Raw genomic sequence first — 14441 nt, 5'->3', positions numbered from 1 at the left:
TAAGCCCAAAAGATGATCTGGCTGGCAAAACTGGCTTTTAGGCGTAATACAGACGCAAAGCAGACGCATAGCGGCGTCTGGCAGGAAAGTTGCACATGGGAATCACCTCGCCTTTCAAATTGTTATATCTGCTGTTCGGCAGATGTGGATTGTTCACGGCGTTTTCGCTCTACGATTTCACGCAGCTCGCGGCGGTCGGTAGTGATCAGATCCTTTTCCAGAGGGCTGGCTTTGAACTCTACCATAATATTGTTGTTATTGGTAGAAATCAGACCGTGACCTCTTTCAAAGTGAGTGATCTCCATTGTTTCAGCATCGGACAGGTGCAGGGCTTCCTGTACCCGCTGGGCTTCGTCGTCCTCCAGATTCAGAATGATCTTGGTCTTGGAGTTGTTGATGATGCCCTTACCAAATCTGCCGCCGTCAAGGTCAAAGAAATCGGCAAGATCCTGGCTTGCAAAAATCGAGGCGCCGCCGTAACCGCGTATGGTTTTGGCAATTTCCAAAAGAAAATCGCCGGCCAATCTTACACCAGCAGCACCGGCACCGGATAGAAGCTGCCAACACTCATCAATGAAGATGGCTTTTTCTTCTGTACGGTCGGCTTTGGCTCTGTCCCAAACAAAGTCCAGCGCCACAAACATACCTACGGTGAGCAGGTCTCCGGTGAGGGAGGAAATATCCAAAACAGTGTACTTGTTGTCGAGCCGAACATTGGTCTGCTTATTGAAGGTGCTGGCGCTTCCGTTTACCAGACGGTTTAGGATGTGGGCCATGCGCATCGTTTCCTTGGAGGTTTTCAAAATTTCGTACAGGTCACCAAGCACCGGCATCTCACGGTACTGGCCGGGCTGTGCAGGGTCTTCCAAAGAGGCGTTATCATGAGTGATGCCTTTTGTGTTATAGGTACGAACAAGGGCTTCGTCCAAAAGCTGTCGTTCCTCGTGAGACATATCGGGGATCAGCAGACTGAAAAATATGTGGAGCTGCTGGATCTTTGCTGCAAGTTCAGATAACTGGATGCCTGGACCGTCCAGAAGTTCATTCACCGAGCGGTCTACCCGCCGAATCTCCATGACATTGATGCAGTGGGGACTGGCCGGTGAAATCTGGATAAAGGAGCCGCCCACATTGGAGCAGGCGCGATGGAATTCATGGCCTTTTAGGGGCGCAACAATGAAAATGGGGATATTTTTCCGCCTCATTCGCAGCGCCATCAACTGCATGGTAAAGGTTTTGCCGGCTCCGCTCGTGCCAAGGATCGACATATTGGCGTTCTTATAGACCGCAGAATTGAAGATGTCCACGATAATAAGGGAACTGTTGTACTTGTTGACACCCAGCAGGATACCGTTATCATCACACATCTCATAGGATGTAAAGGGATAACAGCTTGCCGCACCGCCTGTCAGCAGGTTGCGCTTACCCCGCTCATACAGTTTCTTTTCCATTGCCACCAATGGCAGGGCAGATAAAAACGCCTGTTCCTCCCGAAAATGGCAGGTGCAGGCGTTCATGTCCTGTGAGAGCAGGAGCTTTTTCATTTCACTGACCTTCCATTCCAAGTCTTCCTCGTTGGAGGCAGTAATGGTAATCAGCAGATTCAAGTAGTAGAAGTCCTCGTTGTTGGCAAGGCCCTCTTTGAGAAAGTACCCGCTTCGGATAGCGCCATCAATGTCATCAAAACTGTCCTTGGAGGTATAGCCCCAAAGGACGGAACTGAGGGCTTCAATAGCTTCCCGGCGTTTGCGGTAGTAGGTTCTGAAACTGATGTCACGAATATGCGGTCGTAGGGTCTCGATGATTTCCTCAACATTTTTGAGCTGCTGCGGCGAGAGGAAGGAGTAGTACAGCAGCCAGTAATGCTTATGCAGACGAAAAGAGAATGGTTGCAATCGGAACAAATGCAGAATATGCACCATTTGAGTATCTTGACAGCAACGGAAATCTTACAGGATTTGATATTGAACTGATGAATGCTATTGCCAAAGAGGCTGGATTTGAAGTGAAGTGGGTAGATCTACCTTTTGATTCATTGCTTGGGTCTATTGAAGCAGGAGATATTGAGGCGATCGCGGCTTCAATTGCACCTACGGAAGAAAGAGCAAAGAGCGTAGATTTTTCAGATGTATACTATTCGGGATCCCAGAGCCTTGTATATAGGACAGATGAGAAATATACTGATTTTTCAGACATAAAAGGAAGGACGATTGCTGTATTGGAAGGATCCCAAAGTGATATGATCGCATCGGGTGAAAATACAGACTATGGTGTAGTAGAGGATGCGACAGTAAAGCGTTTTAAAAATGCCTCCAGTGCAATTATGGAACTAAAGAATAAAGGCGCAGATGCTGTGATCATTGATACGATCATCGCAGAGATTTTTTGCAAACAGACCGATGGGATTGAAGCAGTCCCGGTGAAGGGAACCGAAGAAGATACTGTATTTTGTATTGAAAAAGGTAACACCGAAATAACAGAGTTGATTAATGATGGTCTTGCCAAGGTAAAAGAAAATGGAACCTATGATACTTTGTATGCAAAGTATTTTTCAGGAGAAAAGAGCGAACAGATTATTGCTACACAGGAAGAGGATGGCTTTATCGGAACTCTGAAGTTTATTTTTGTACAGGATAATCGATGGAAATACTATGCAAATGGTCTTGGTACGACATTAATCGTATCGTTGCTTTCCGTATTGATAGGTGTGATTCTTGGATTGCTGGTTGCAATTATACGTATCAATGCCGACAATAGAGGAAAAAGAACGCTTGCTTCTTCTGTTGCGGCTTTCTATGTAGATGTGATTCGAGGAACGCCATCAGTACTACAGCTGATGATTGTATATTTTGCAGTTTTCCATAGTCGTTTGGGATATATTGCTGCAGTGGTAAGTTTTGGAATTAACAGTGGTGCTTATGTTTCTGAAGTGATTCGCGGTGGCATTCAGGCAATAGATAAAGGACAGTCTGAGGCGGGACGTTCCCTGGGTCTTAGTTATAATGATACAATGCGTTTTGTTGTGATTCCGCAGGCAGTAAAAAATATTCTTCCTGCCATGGGAAATGAATTTATCCAGTTGATCAAAGAAACATCCATTTTGGGTTATGTGGGAATTGTTGATCTTACAAAAGCGGCAAGTTATGTATCATCACGTACTTATCAGATGTTTATCCCTTTATTGGCAGCAGGTATCGTGTATTATCTGATTGTAAAAGTATTGTCGATTCTGCTTGGAAAATTTGAGAGGAGGCTGAAGGAAAGTGATTAAGATTCATAATTTGGAAAAATCGTTCGGAAATAACCATGTATTAAACGGTGTAAATATTGAAATAACAAGAGGCGAATGTGTTTGTGTCATTGGACCTTCTGGCTCCGGAAAATCTACATTTTTGAGGTGTATTAATTTACTGGAACAGCCTGATGCAGGAGAGATTCTTATTAACGGAAAGGATATATTGAAACCAGGGTTAGATTTAGATGCGTTTCGGGCGAATCTTGGCATGGTATTTCAGCATTTTAATTTATTTCCGAACATGACAGTGAAAGAAAATATCAAGCTTGCACCAGTACGTCTCCAGAAATGGACAAAAGAGGAAGCGGATAAAAAAGCAGTAGAGCTTTTGAAAAGGGTAGGACTGGAGGATAAGGCGGATACCTATCCGAATAAATTATCTGGTGGACAGAAACAGCGCGTGGCAATTGCGCGTGCATTGGCAATGAATCCGGAAGTGATGTTATTTGATGAGCCAACCTCTGCTTTGGATCCGGAAATGGTAGGAGAAGTGTTGGAAGTTATGCGTTCTCTTGCAAAAGAGGGAATGACAATGATTGTTGTAACGCATGAGATGGGATTTGCCAAAAATGTAAGTAACCGTGTTATATTTATGGATCATGGAACGATTGTGGAAGACAGACCGCCGAAAGAGCTGTTTGAACAGCCGGAACATGAGAGAACAAAAAGTTTTCTTGCGAAAGTATTATAGCAAAAATATAAAACATGTAGATAGAAAAGGGACAGCTTATCTGAAATTCAGATAAATTGTCCTTTTTTGCTTTATAGGAAATTACTCCGTAATGTTCCAATAAAGCAAAAACGCTCCGCGAGGATGCGACCAGATGCATGTGGAATATGTCTGCTAAAGCAGACTGCATCTGGCGCGCAAAGCGTAACAAGTCCCTCAAAGACTGAGGGATTCAGGGAGTTTGAAGCGGACTTGTCCGCTTTGTTCATGCAGATAAATATGATAGATACCGGACGTTCCAATTTTACCAATCTTAAGGCTATTGGCTCATACTCAGGTAATGTTGCTTATTGTATTGAGCCGGGAATTTCGCTCAAGGTCGGTCAGACAATGAATAAGTATGACGAAAATTATTTTAATAACCTTGCAGCCAATGGGGTTATTTCCGGAGATGAAATCCGTCTTTTCGTTGGTCGTATTTTACAGTATGGCTATCATGAATGGAAGCTATGCCCAAACACATTTCCCTTGCAAGTTATGGGATGCAGGAGAAAAGGGACTTACATTATCTGCTTTTGAATGGGAGAAGGATAGAAAAACGCTGATATATGGGCAGGTAGACTATATGTATGGAGAAGCACTTTATAAGCCTGAAATGAAAGAAGGAAATCCTATAAGGTTATATAGTTTGGATGAAATCACGGAGATATTCTGTAAATTAGGACTTCGTATTTGTAACAGCTTTGCTGATTTCAGTGGAAAGCCGAGTTCTGATAATGATATTCAATTGATGGTTTATTCCATACGGGAATAAATCTTCATCAAATCTTTATTTTTTTCTGTTAGGTTATATTTCAGTAAGAAATGAAATATAGAAGGAAGGATAGTAAAGATGGAAATGATGTTACAGACACAAAATCTATGTAAATATTTTAGAAAACAGAAAGCGGTAAATAATGTTTCACTTAATATCGAAAAGGGACAGATTTATGGACTGCTTGGACCGAATGGCGCTGGTAAATCTACCACATTGAAAATGCTGACCGGTATGATGAAACCAACTGCAGGAAAGATTTACTTTGATGGAAAACTTTTGGATAGGAAAGATTTATCAAAAATAGGAGCGTTAATTGAAAATCCGCCTATTTATGAAAATCTTTCCGCCAGAGAGAATTTGAAGGTAAGACAATTATTGCTTGGTACAGATGAAAACAGAATTGATGAGGTCTTGCAGATTGTATCACTTACAAACACCGGAAAGAAGAAAGCAGGACAGTTTTCTTTGGGGATGAAGCAAAGACTAGGCATTGCAATGGCATTGCTTGGAGAACCGGAACTTTTGATATTGGATGAACCTACGAATGGATTAGATCCAATAGGCATCGAGGAATTACGAGAGCTGATCCGGTCTTTTCCGGAACAGGGAATCACTGTAATTCTCTCCAGTCATATTCTCTCAGAGGTACAGTTACTTGCAGATAAAGTCGGGATTATTTCAGGTGGAATCTTAGGATACGAAGGAGCATTAAAGCAGGGAGATAATCTTGAAGATTTGTTTATGAATGTGGTAAGAAAAAACCAGAAAGCAGGTGAAATCCATGGTTAATATTATAAAAGCAGAACATCAAAAAGCCAAAAGAACCATGCGAAAAAAGTTTATCTGGGGATTTCCTCTTCTTACATTTGTCATGGCATTTATATTTACTCTTGGGATGACAAATGCTTATGCAGAAAGTGTTTGGAACTGGTGGTATACACTTTTGCTGCCGGGGATGATTGCTCTATTTTGTTATCTTTCTGTGGCGCAGGAGAAAAAGATAAAATACTATCATTTAATGACTATTCCCACAGACAGAAGAAAATTGTTGCTGGGGAAAATTATTTATATTGGGTACATGATTTTGTTTTCTAATGTGATTGTGTTTGCAGGAGCAACGCTTGGAGGCTTTCTTCTAACGACACATGTTCCAGTTGGAGGAGCGTTGATTGCAGTATTGTTTCTGACGGTTTCTGAGTTATGGGAGATTCCGGTAGCTTTATTTTTAAGTGAACGATTTGGAATGATTATCTTGTATGTCCGTATGATAGAAATTTACCTTTATACCTCAGTTGCACCGATCCCATTCGCAACGATGAGCAACAGAGAGTGGGGACAGATCGGAACGAATTATTTCAGAGGACTCTTTGCCCTGGCATTCCAGGCATTTCTGATGATGGTATGTGTTGCGATTTATGCAGTATTAGTGGCAGGCATCCAGTTTTCAGATAATCTGAGTTCCTCATTATTTGGCGTAATGGCATATACGGTGATCTTATGTTTCAGTCTGTTCAAGACAGGATGACAGAAACAAAACCGGCAGATGGATATGTAACTGCTGAGAGCATTACCTTTACAGTAGAAAATACTGCAGAAATCCAGAAACAGGAGATGAAAGATGATGTGACAAAGGTGTTGATCTCGAAACAGGATATCGCAGGAAAAGAGTTGCCAGGTGCAAAACTTACGATCTTAGATGAAGGTGGAAAAGTGGTAGAAAGCTGGACATCTACAGAAGAGGCACATTATATAGAGAGGCTTCCGATCGGAAAGTACACGCTCAGGGAAGAAACGGCACCGGAAGGTTATCTGGTTGCAAAGGATGTGGAATTTGAAGTAAAAGATACCGCCGAAGTGCAGAAGGTTGTTATGATTGATGAGGAAAAACCAAAAGAAAGTACTCCGGAAGGGGGAAAACCTTCTAAAGATGCACCGAAGACTGGGGATAACACCAACTTGCTGTTATGGCTGATTGTGCTTGGAATGAGCTTAAGTGGAGTGGTAGTCCTTGGAAGAAAAATAAAGAAGAAATAAGGTAAGAAAAAGCGTTCATGGAAACCTGAGGGAATCTGTGAACGCTTTTTTGTTAGGAGGAACATGAGGATGGACAGGAGAAGAGATAAGAACCTGATCGTGGAACCAAATGCAACAATGCCGGGGAGAAAATACAGTGAAGAAAAACCCTGGTCTTGTAAATATTGTTACTGGTGGGAAGGTAGAAAAAAGGGCTGCATTGAGAAGCAGTGCTATTATTTGCTTCCCCAAAAGGATCAAGGGAAGAAAGGGAGTGGTTAATTGCAGGATGAAGTGAATGAAAAAATCATAGCTCTGTGTGTCCAGACAACCCGGATGAGTACCGGTGTGCTAAAGGCATCTATGAGAAAATTTCTGGATGGAATGAGCAGACAGAAACAGAAACGGGTACAGGTAAAACAGGCTGTCAAAACAGGAAAAGCACAGGAAAAGGGCAGAGAAAAAGAAAGAAAACGACAGGAGATGAAAAAGCCTCATGGAAAGCAGACGATAAAACAACTGATCGCACAGGGAGCACAGCTTACAAATATTCAGATCACGGATCAAAATATCAAGTCATTTGACCGGGTAGCCCGTAAATATGGGATCGATTATAGTCTGAAAAAGGATTCCCATATGGAACCGCCGTTGTATCTGGTATTTTTTAAATCGAAAGATGTGGACGTGATGACGGCTGCTTTTAAAGAATATGCAGGCGTAGAGCTGGATCAGTCTAAAAAGAAAAAGCCTTCTGTCCGAAAGAAACTACAGAAGACACAGGAGAGGAAAGCAAAACAACGTCAGAGAGTGAAGACGAGGCAGAAAGTCAGAGGGCAGGAACGATGATCCGGGAAAAGATGCAGAATATCCAGATGAAGAGAGTGGTGATATTAAGCATTCCGTATCTGATCATCTTCTATCTTGCAGATAAATGCTTTTGGCTATACCGCCATTGCATTGGTGACAGTATGATTGAAAAAATCGGTGTGATGCTGATGAATTTCCAACTGGCATTTACCAACTGGCTTCCAAGCTTTCATATGCAAGATCTGTTAGGAGGATTGGTGACCGCGCTTATCTTTCGGTTGATCTTGTATTATAAAGCGAAGAATGCGAAGAAGTTCCGGCATGGAGAAGAGTATGGATCGGCCAGATGGGGCAACCGGAAGGATATTGAACCGTTTGTAGATCCGATATTTGAAAATAACATTATTCTGACCGAAACAGAACGGCTTACGCTGAATAGCAGACCAAAACAGCCGAAGTATGCCAGGAATAAAAATGTGATTGTGATCGGAAGTTCAGGTTCTGGAAAAACAAGGTTCTATTTGAAACCTCAGCTTATGCAGATGACTCCAAATGTCAGTTATGTCTGTACTGATCCAAAGGGAACCATCATTGTGGAATGTGGCAAGATGCTGGTAAATGGCGGCTATCGGATCAAGGTGCTGAATACGATCAATTTTAAAAAGTCCATGCACTATAATCCATTCCATTACATCCGTAGTGAAAAGGATATCTTAAAACTGGTGAATACCATCATAGCAAATACGAAAGGGGAAGGAGAAAAATCTACGGAGGATTTCTGGGTAAAAGCGGAACGTCTTCTGTATTCTGCCCTGATCGGTTATATCTGGTATGAAGCACCGGAAGAAGAGCAGAACTTTTCTACTCTTTTGGAATTCATCAATGCCAGTGAAACGAGAGAAGATGATGAAGAATTTAAGAATGCGGTAGATGAACTGTTTGAAGAATTGGAAGCAGAGAATCCGGAACACTTTGCAGTCAGACAATATCGAAAATATAAGCTGGCCGCCGGAAAAACAGCGAAGTCGATCCTTATTTCCTGTGGAGCCAGATTAGCTCCTTTTGATATCCAGGAGCTTCGGGAAATCATGTCCTATGATGAGATGGAGTTGGATATGATCGGAGATCAGAAGACAGCAATGTTTGTCATTATCAGTGATACTGATGATACTTTCAACTTTGTGGTGGCAATCATGTACACACAGCTTTTTAATCTGCTCTGTGATAAAGCAGATGATGAGCATGGTGGAAGACTTCCGTACCATGTGCGATTACTGCTGGATGAGTTCAGTAATATTGGTCAGATCCCGAAATTTGATAAACTGATCGCAACGATTCGAAGCCGTGAGATCTCCGCCTCTATTATTTTACAGTCGCAGAGTCAGTTGAAAACCATTTATAAGGATGCTGCTGAAACCATCACGGGGAATTGCGATACCGTATTATTTCTTGGAGGAAAAGAAAGTTCCACGTTAAAGGAAATCTCGGAAACGCTGGGAAAAGAGACCATCGATCTTTACAATACCTCTGATACCAGAGGAACAAGTCAGTCCTATGGTTTGAATTATCAGAAGACAGGGAAAGAATTGATGAGCCGGGATGAACTGGCTGTAATGGATGGAAATAAATGTATCTTACAGCTTCGAGGCGTACGGCCATTTCTTAGTAACAAATATGATATCACAAAGCATAAGAGATATAAGGAATTGTCGGATGCGGATAAAAGGAATGCGTTTGATGTGGAAAAATATCTGGAGCATAAACTGGTCTTTTCTCAGAATACAGAGTTTGAGATGTATGAAGTAAATGTAACAGAAGAGGATGTGAAAGAAGTGATAGAGGAAGAAGTAAACTAAAAAGAGTATCTTTTGGGTTAGAAATGTGATATTCTTTTATAAAAACAAATTTGAATTGAACTAAATTTCAAGTTGTGAAGGTGAAATGGCAATGTACCCTAATTTTTGGTTAATAATGTTTTGTGCTTTTATAGTTTTGCTGGAAGATATATCAGTAAAAAAAAGGAAATAGATAAAACGGGAAATTTAAATGTTGGAGAAGGGAATATTAGCCTCAATATAGGAATGCAAGAGGTTCTTGCGTCTGTTTTTTTGATATGCAAGAGGCACTTTCTTGAAAAAAACTTGGTTGAATTATAGACTGGAAACACGGAGGTGAAATACATGGATTTTGGAGAACAAATTAAAAACATTCGTCAAAAAGAAAAATTGACACAAGAACAATTTGCTATGAAACTGAATGTGAGTAGACAAGCTGTTTCAAACTGGGAGAATAACAAAAATCTTCCAGATATAGGAATGCTTATTTTGATGTCTGATGTGTTTCAAATATCTCTGGATTATTTGATTAAAGGAGAAAACGAAATGAACAACATGACAGAAAAAGTAATCAAAGATGGAAGTGAAACCAGAAGAGCCAAGTATAATATGGTGTGCTCGATTATAGGCAGTTTCTTGATTTTAATCGGAATTATACTGCTTTTTGTGAAGGGACTGTCGGTAGAGTATATTGATGCACAAGGGGTGCTGCATGAGAATTTCTTTCTTGTCCCAATTGGATTTTTATGCGTGTTTAGTGGTTTGATTTCTTTTATTACAGTTGGTATAACTACAATTATCAGCAAATTTAAAAATAGGAACTCATAATTATAGTGCTATTTTCAAGGCAATTTTTTCTTGAATGTGGAAACTATTATTCACATGGATTGTCAAATTTCAGTTTGTCAAATTGAAGTGTAGTATTAAAAATTAAATAAAAAGCGTTAGAGCATGTAGATATCCGTCTATGTGCTCTTTTTTTGCGTTTTTTTAAGAAAAGCCCTGATGATCAGGCAGAAAGGAGAGGAAAGTGAAGATAAAAATAAGATCACCTTGCAAATAAAACCAGTAAAAAAAGAGGTCTGAATAATAGGGGAAGGAGAGAGGAAACGCTGACAGACCATAGAAACAGCGTTTATTCAGAAAAGAATATGGGATTTTTCGGAAGTGCAATTACAATCTTACAGACATTAGTCGTAGCGATTGGTGCAGGTCTTGGTGTCTGGGGAGTCATCAACCTGATGGAAGGTTACGGAAATGATAATCCGGGTGCTAAATCACAGGGAATTAAGCAGCTTATGAGTGGCGGTGGTGTGATCCTGATCGGTACACAGTTGATTCCGCTTTTGAGTGGATTATTTGGTTAAAAGAAAGGAGTAGAGATCCATGTTCAATCAAATTTTTGATGCGATTGAGGAATGGATGAGGGAACTTCTAACAGGTATGATCAGTTCTAACCTGGACCGTATGTTTACGGATGTCAATCAGAAGACAAGCGAGATTGCGGGCCAGGTTGGACAGACACCACAAGGATGGAATGGCAGTATCTTTAGTATGATCGAAGGACTGTCAAATTCAGTTATCATGCCGATTGCAGGTATCATCATAACATTTGTACTGTGTTATGAATTGATCTCCATGCTGACAGAGCGAAATAATATGCATGATATTGATACATGGATGTTCTTTAAGTATTTTGTAAAAATGTGGATCGCCGTTTATCTGGTAAGCAATACGTTTACCATCACGATGGCAGTCTTTGATGTAGGACAAAGCGTCGTAAACTCGGCGGCAGGGCTGGTTTCTGGAGATACATCCATTGATATCAGCTCTGCGATCACAGATTTATCTACTACATTGGAAAGCATGGAGATCGGGGAACTTGTGATATTGGCATTGGAAACTTTGATCGTAAGTTTCTGTATGAAGATCATGTCTGTACTCATTACGGTTAAAAAATAAAAAAGTTGGCACGATTGTTGTAGGCGGTTCTCCCATAGACAGTATCCAGTATGAGCTGATTGATAAGCAGTTTGACTGTATGGCATAATATCTTTCATGGGATATGCTTTTCAAAAAATCATATTACGCAACAGCCAAAGATGAACTTGAAAAAAACAAGGATTCCATGAACGAACTTGAGGGGATCGGAAAAAATTTATAAAGCACGTTCCAAATTCCAGTTTGCCAACTTGCCCTTTGAGAGAGGAGAAATCCTTTTCTCAAAGGGCTTTTTCTATTTATACAGATATTCGCAAACTACAAGATAAAGCTAAAACTTCATATACTCTAATCACAGAGGAAGTGGAGGTTTTGATATGAGTAACAGTTTAGCAGAAGTACACCCGGAGCTTGTTTCGGAGTGGTCGGAGAAGAACTTACCGCTTACACCTGATGACATTACTTTCGGTTCAAATAAAAAAGTATGGTGGAAAGGTGCTTGTGGTCACGAATGGAAGACAAGCGTTAAGGCTCGTTCCAATGGAGAGAAATGCCCGATATGTTCCGGTGCGAGAGTGATTGCAGGGATTAATGATTTGGCAACATTAGAGCCGCTACTGGAAAAGCAGTGGTCGGACAGAAATTATCCGTTACTTCCAACTCAGGTTATGGTCTTTGCCAATCGAAAGGCTTGGTGGAAGTGTAAGGATTGTGGCAGAGAATGGAACACCCTTGCGTGGACGGTGCAAACTGGTTTAAGTCAAACGGGAAATGGCAAAGCCGCACTTATGAACCAAAGACGGGAGATATTATCGGGAGGGCAACGGTACAACAGACCACGTTGGTATCGTAGAGAAATGCGAGAATGGCACAGTTTATACCGTAGAGGGTAACTCAAGCGATGCCTGCAAGCAAAGACAGTACACAGTCGGAAGTAGCAATATTTATGGATACGGTATTCCGGCATATTAAAAATTCCAGACGGTGTCTGGAAAATCGAAAAGATGGCTGCTCAGTTGAGTAGCCATCGGGTACATTAAAGAGATTGCTTTTTTCAAATATAACAAGTATAATGAACATACCAAAGGTATGTAAGAAAGGATGGAAAATATGAGAAGAGATCCAGAAAAAACATATGAAAAAATATTAGAAGTTTCAAGTAAGTTATTTTTTGAAAAAGGATATGAAAACACATCTTTGCAGGATATTGTAAATAATTTGGATGGATTAACTAAGGGAGCGGTGTATCATCACTTTTCATCAAAAGATGATATATTGGATGCTATAGAGGATAAACTATTAGTAGAGAATAATCCGTTTAAAAAGGTATTAGTATATTCTGAATTAACAGGTATTGAGTTGATAAAAAAGGCTTTTTTGTTAGGAATAGAAGATCAAGAGCAGCAATATTATAACAAAATAAGTATGAAAATTTGGCGCCAAAGTGAAAAGATTCAAAGTCCTAAGATGATTGCAAAAATGATTGAAATTAATAAAAATATTTTGGCACCTGATTTATGCAAAATAGTAGAAAAGGGTATTAAGGATGGATCTGTAGATACAAAATATCCGATGGAGATTTCGGAACAGATATTATTACAAATAAATATAGGTTTGTTACTCGCGATTTCTGATATTACAGAGAAAGAATTAACAGGAAAAATAGAATTTATTTCAGAATGGACAAAAAATATGGGAGTAGATTTTTTAGATAAAGAATTAAAAGAGAAATTGAAACACGTCTTTATGGAATATTGTGAATAAAATGGGAATTTCCCCATTTTATTTTTTGAACATAACATACCATCGGTATGTAAAGGAGAAAAAAATGAATACATATTATTTATATTTAATAGGACAGGCAAACTCGCTGGTAATTAATCAAATGCTAAAATTTGCGTTATATATGTACATTTTAGATAATACAGGTTCATCAGTTATATATTCGAATATCATAGCATTTTCTATGCTACCAATAATTTTCTTTAGTCCAATTGCTGGCTGGATCTGTGATTATGTGAAAAAGAAAAAATTAATAGTTATGTTAGACTTTACATCAGGCATAATACTTAGCTTGTTTTTCCTTTTATCTAATAAAGTAATAGCAATTTGCATCATTTTATTTATATTAGGGATATTAGGGACGTTAGAAACACCAGCTACTCAGGCGGCAGTACCACTAATTACAGATGATTTAAATAAAACTAATACAGAAATAGCACAGATATCGTCTATTTCAGCAATATTAGCACCAATTCTAGGTGGAGTTATATATAATACATTTTCCATAAATAAGATTATTATTTTTTCTATAATTGGTTTTGGGATTACCGCTTTTTTGGAAAGTTTAATAAAAATGAAAAATGAACAATGCATAAGGGATAGTGCGATATTGGGAATAAAACAGGGAATAAAGTATTTGTTTGTGGAAGAAAAAGAAATTCTTAAATTAGTGTTGTATGCAGGCGTAATTTCCTGTGAAATAACAGGGCTGCTTACAATTGCATTTCCATATATCATAAGAAATACGTTACAGTATAGTACAACAGTCTATGGATATGCAGAAGGAAGCCTGGGAATAGCTGCAATCGGTGCAACTTTTTATTATTCTTTTACAAGAAGAAAGTGGGATAGTAATAAAACAAATAATCTTGTTATTGGAATAGGCGGGTGCGTTATGATAACGGGAATTATTTTGTGGATGTGTCAAACAAGGAATGTAATATTTATTACTATTTTGGTGCTATGTAGCATAATTCAGTTTAATATTAATATTTTTTCAATAGTATGTTTATCTGATATTATGAGAAAAACAAAAGAAGAATATATGGGGAGAATTATGGGATTTGTATCTATGATAACCAATATGTTTCAACCGATAAGCCAGATTATTTATGGGAGAGGGTTAGAATATACAATATCAGGGTTCGGAAAATTCCTTATTGTGATAGCAGTAAGTATTCTGGGAATTTCTTTATATAGAAAAAATGTAATAAAGAGAGAAAAAAAACAGTTGATTTAGAAGTTAACTGTTTTTGAAAGGCCGTTTTTGCTATATCTAAC

General features: G+C 39.4%; 12 protein-coding genes and 6 pseudogenes. 17 read left to right on the top strand and 1 reads right to left on the bottom strand.

The window, feature by feature from the left end:
* Positions 1–122: 122 nt before the first annotated feature.
* Positions 123–1685 (bottom strand): annotated as a pseudogene (locus PGQ33_RS07350) (VirB4 family type IV secretion system protein); the annotation flags it as partial.
* 200 nt (positions 1686–1885) lie between these two features.
* Here PGQ33_RS07350 and PGQ33_RS07345 point away from each other — a divergent pair.
* From PGQ33_RS07345 to PGQ33_RS07265, 17 genes and pseudogenes are all read left to right on the top strand, one after another.
* Positions 1886–3271: an ABC transporter permease subunit gene (locus PGQ33_RS07345; RefSeq protein WP_270205551.1), complete on the top strand. Its 1386-nt coding sequence runs from the start codon at positions 1886–1888 to the stop codon at positions 3269–3271.
* Positions 3264–3986 (top strand): amino acid ABC transporter ATP-binding protein, encoded by a 723-nt coding sequence (locus PGQ33_RS07340; RefSeq protein ID WP_117835030.1) that lies wholly within the window; start codon positions 3264–3266, stop codon positions 3984–3986. Before PGQ33_RS07345 ends, PGQ33_RS07340 begins: the two co-directional genes overlap by 8 nt.
* A gap of 379 nt (positions 3987–4365) precedes the next feature.
* Positions 4366–4779 (top strand): hypothetical protein, encoded by a 414-nt coding sequence (locus tag PGQ33_RS07335; protein ID WP_243000014.1) that lies wholly within the window; start codon positions 4366–4368, stop codon positions 4777–4779.
* A gap of 78 nt (positions 4780–4857) precedes the next feature.
* A complete protein-coding gene (locus PGQ33_RS07330; protein WP_005609481.1) occupies positions 4858–5571 on the top strand; it encodes a lantibiotic protection ABC transporter ATP-binding protein in 714 nt (237 codons plus the stop codon).
* Positions 5564–6307 carry an ABC transporter permease gene (locus PGQ33_RS17150; protein WP_270205550.1) on the top strand — a complete coding sequence of 248 codons (744 nt, stop codon included), beginning with the start codon at positions 5564–5566 and terminating at the stop codon, positions 6305–6307. Before PGQ33_RS07330 ends, PGQ33_RS17150 begins: the two co-directional genes overlap by 8 nt.
* Positions 6304–6816: pseudogene (locus PGQ33_RS07320) on the top strand (SpaA isopeptide-forming pilin-related protein); the annotation flags it as partial. The gene PGQ33_RS17150 and the pseudogene PGQ33_RS07320, both read left to right, overlap by 4 nt.
* A gap of 69 nt (positions 6817–6885) precedes the next feature.
* The gene (locus tag PGQ33_RS07315) at positions 6886–7077 is read left to right on the top strand and encodes a hypothetical protein (protein WP_118052352.1); all 192 of its coding nucleotides are present in this window, start codon (positions 6886–6888) and stop codon (positions 7075–7077) included.
* Positions 7078–7641, top strand: a complete 564-nt coding sequence (locus PGQ33_RS07310; protein WP_118052351.1) for a PcfB family protein — start codon at positions 7078–7080, stop codon at positions 7639–7641.
* Positions 7638–9458 carry a VirD4-like conjugal transfer protein, CD1115 family gene (locus PGQ33_RS07305; RefSeq protein ID WP_173753070.1) on the top strand — a complete coding sequence of 607 codons (1821 nt, stop codon included), beginning with the start codon at positions 7638–7640 and terminating at the stop codon, positions 9456–9458. The genes PGQ33_RS07310 and PGQ33_RS07305 overlap by 4 nt, the downstream gene beginning before the upstream one ends.
* A 324-nt stretch (positions 9459–9782) precedes the next feature.
* Positions 9783–10265 carry a DUF3955 domain-containing protein gene (locus PGQ33_RS07300; RefSeq protein WP_117537619.1) on the top strand — a complete coding sequence of 161 codons (483 nt, stop codon included), beginning with the start codon at positions 9783–9785 and terminating at the stop codon, positions 10263–10265.
* A 323-nt stretch (positions 10266–10588) separates the two neighbouring features.
* Positions 10589–10804 carry a Maff2 family mobile element protein gene (locus PGQ33_RS07295; protein ID WP_009268903.1) on the top strand — a complete coding sequence of 72 codons (216 nt, stop codon included), beginning with the start codon at positions 10589–10591 and terminating at the stop codon, positions 10802–10804.
* A gap of 19 nt (positions 10805–10823) precedes the next feature.
* A pseudogene (locus tag PGQ33_RS07290) lies at positions 10824–11390 on the top strand (VirB6/TrbL-like conjugal transfer protein, CD1112 family); the annotation flags it as partial.
* Positions 11383–11601 (top strand): annotated as a pseudogene (locus tag PGQ33_RS16985) (flavodoxin family protein); the annotation flags it as partial. The pseudogenes PGQ33_RS07290 and PGQ33_RS16985, both read left to right, overlap by 8 nt.
* Positions 11602–11755: 154 nt before the next feature.
* Positions 11756–12097: pseudogene (locus PGQ33_RS07280) on the top strand (zinc-ribbon domain-containing protein); the annotation flags it as partial.
* Positions 12098–12111: 14 nt separating this feature from the next.
* Positions 12112–12350 (top strand): annotated as a pseudogene (locus PGQ33_RS16980) (CHAP domain-containing protein); the annotation flags it as partial.
* A 138-nt stretch (positions 12351–12488) separates the two neighbouring features.
* Positions 12489–13142: a TetR/AcrR family transcriptional regulator gene (locus PGQ33_RS07270; RefSeq protein WP_055158537.1), complete on the top strand. Its 654-nt coding sequence runs from the start codon at positions 12489–12491 to the stop codon at positions 13140–13142.
* A 64-nt stretch (positions 13143–13206) separates the two neighbouring features.
* Positions 13207–14400, top strand: coding sequence for an MFS transporter (locus PGQ33_RS07265; RefSeq protein ID WP_270205549.1), 1194 nt, complete (start codon positions 13207–13209; stop codon positions 14398–14400).
* Positions 14401–14441 lie beyond the last annotated feature (41 nt).

Origin of the sequence: Coprococcus sp. AM100_B19A, from assembly GCF_027662015.1 — a bacterium.
Taxonomy (GTDB): Bacteria; Bacillota; Clostridia; order Lachnospirales; family Lachnospiraceae; genus Allocoprococcus; species Allocoprococcus comes.
Note: the sequence above shows the minus strand (reverse complement) of the source record. Positions and strands in the feature narration are given on the sequence as shown.

What these genes read in the sequence shown, in the direction of transcription:
- PGQ33_RS07345 (WP_270205551.1), top strand. Translation starts at nt 1,886, where the DNA reads ATGGTTGCAATCGGAACAAATGCAGAATATGCACCATTTGAGTATCTT.
- PGQ33_RS07335 (WP_243000014.1), top strand. Translation starts at nt 4,366, where the DNA reads ATGACGAAAATTATTTTAATAACCTTGCAGCCAATGGGGTTATTTCCG.
- PGQ33_RS07330 (WP_005609481.1), top strand. Translation starts at nt 4,858, where the DNA reads ATGGAAATGATGTTACAGACACAAAATCTATGTAAATATTTTAGAAAA.
- PGQ33_RS17150 (WP_270205550.1), top strand. Translation starts at nt 5,564, where the DNA reads ATGGTTAATATTATAAAAGCAGAACATCAAAAAGCCAAAAGAACCATG.
- PGQ33_RS07315 (WP_118052352.1), top strand. Translation starts at nt 6,886, where the DNA reads ATGGACAGGAGAAGAGATAAGAACCTGATCGTGGAACCAAATGCAACA.
- PGQ33_RS07305 (WP_173753070.1), top strand. Translation starts at nt 7,638, where the DNA reads ATGATCCGGGAAAAGATGCAGAATATCCAGATGAAGAGAGTGGTGATA.
- PGQ33_RS07300 (WP_117537619.1), top strand. Translation starts at nt 9,783, where the DNA reads ATGGATTTTGGAGAACAAATTAAAAACATTCGTCAAAAAGAAAAATTG.
- PGQ33_RS07295 (WP_009268903.1), top strand. Translation starts at nt 10,589, where the DNA reads ATGGGATTTTTCGGAAGTGCAATTACAATCTTACAGACATTAGTCGTA.
- PGQ33_RS07270 (WP_055158537.1), top strand. Translation starts at nt 12,489, where the DNA reads ATGAGAAGAGATCCAGAAAAAACATATGAAAAAATATTAGAAGTTTCA.
- PGQ33_RS07265 (WP_270205549.1), top strand. Translation starts at nt 13,207, where the DNA reads ATGAATACATATTATTTATATTTAATAGGACAGGCAAACTCGCTGGTA.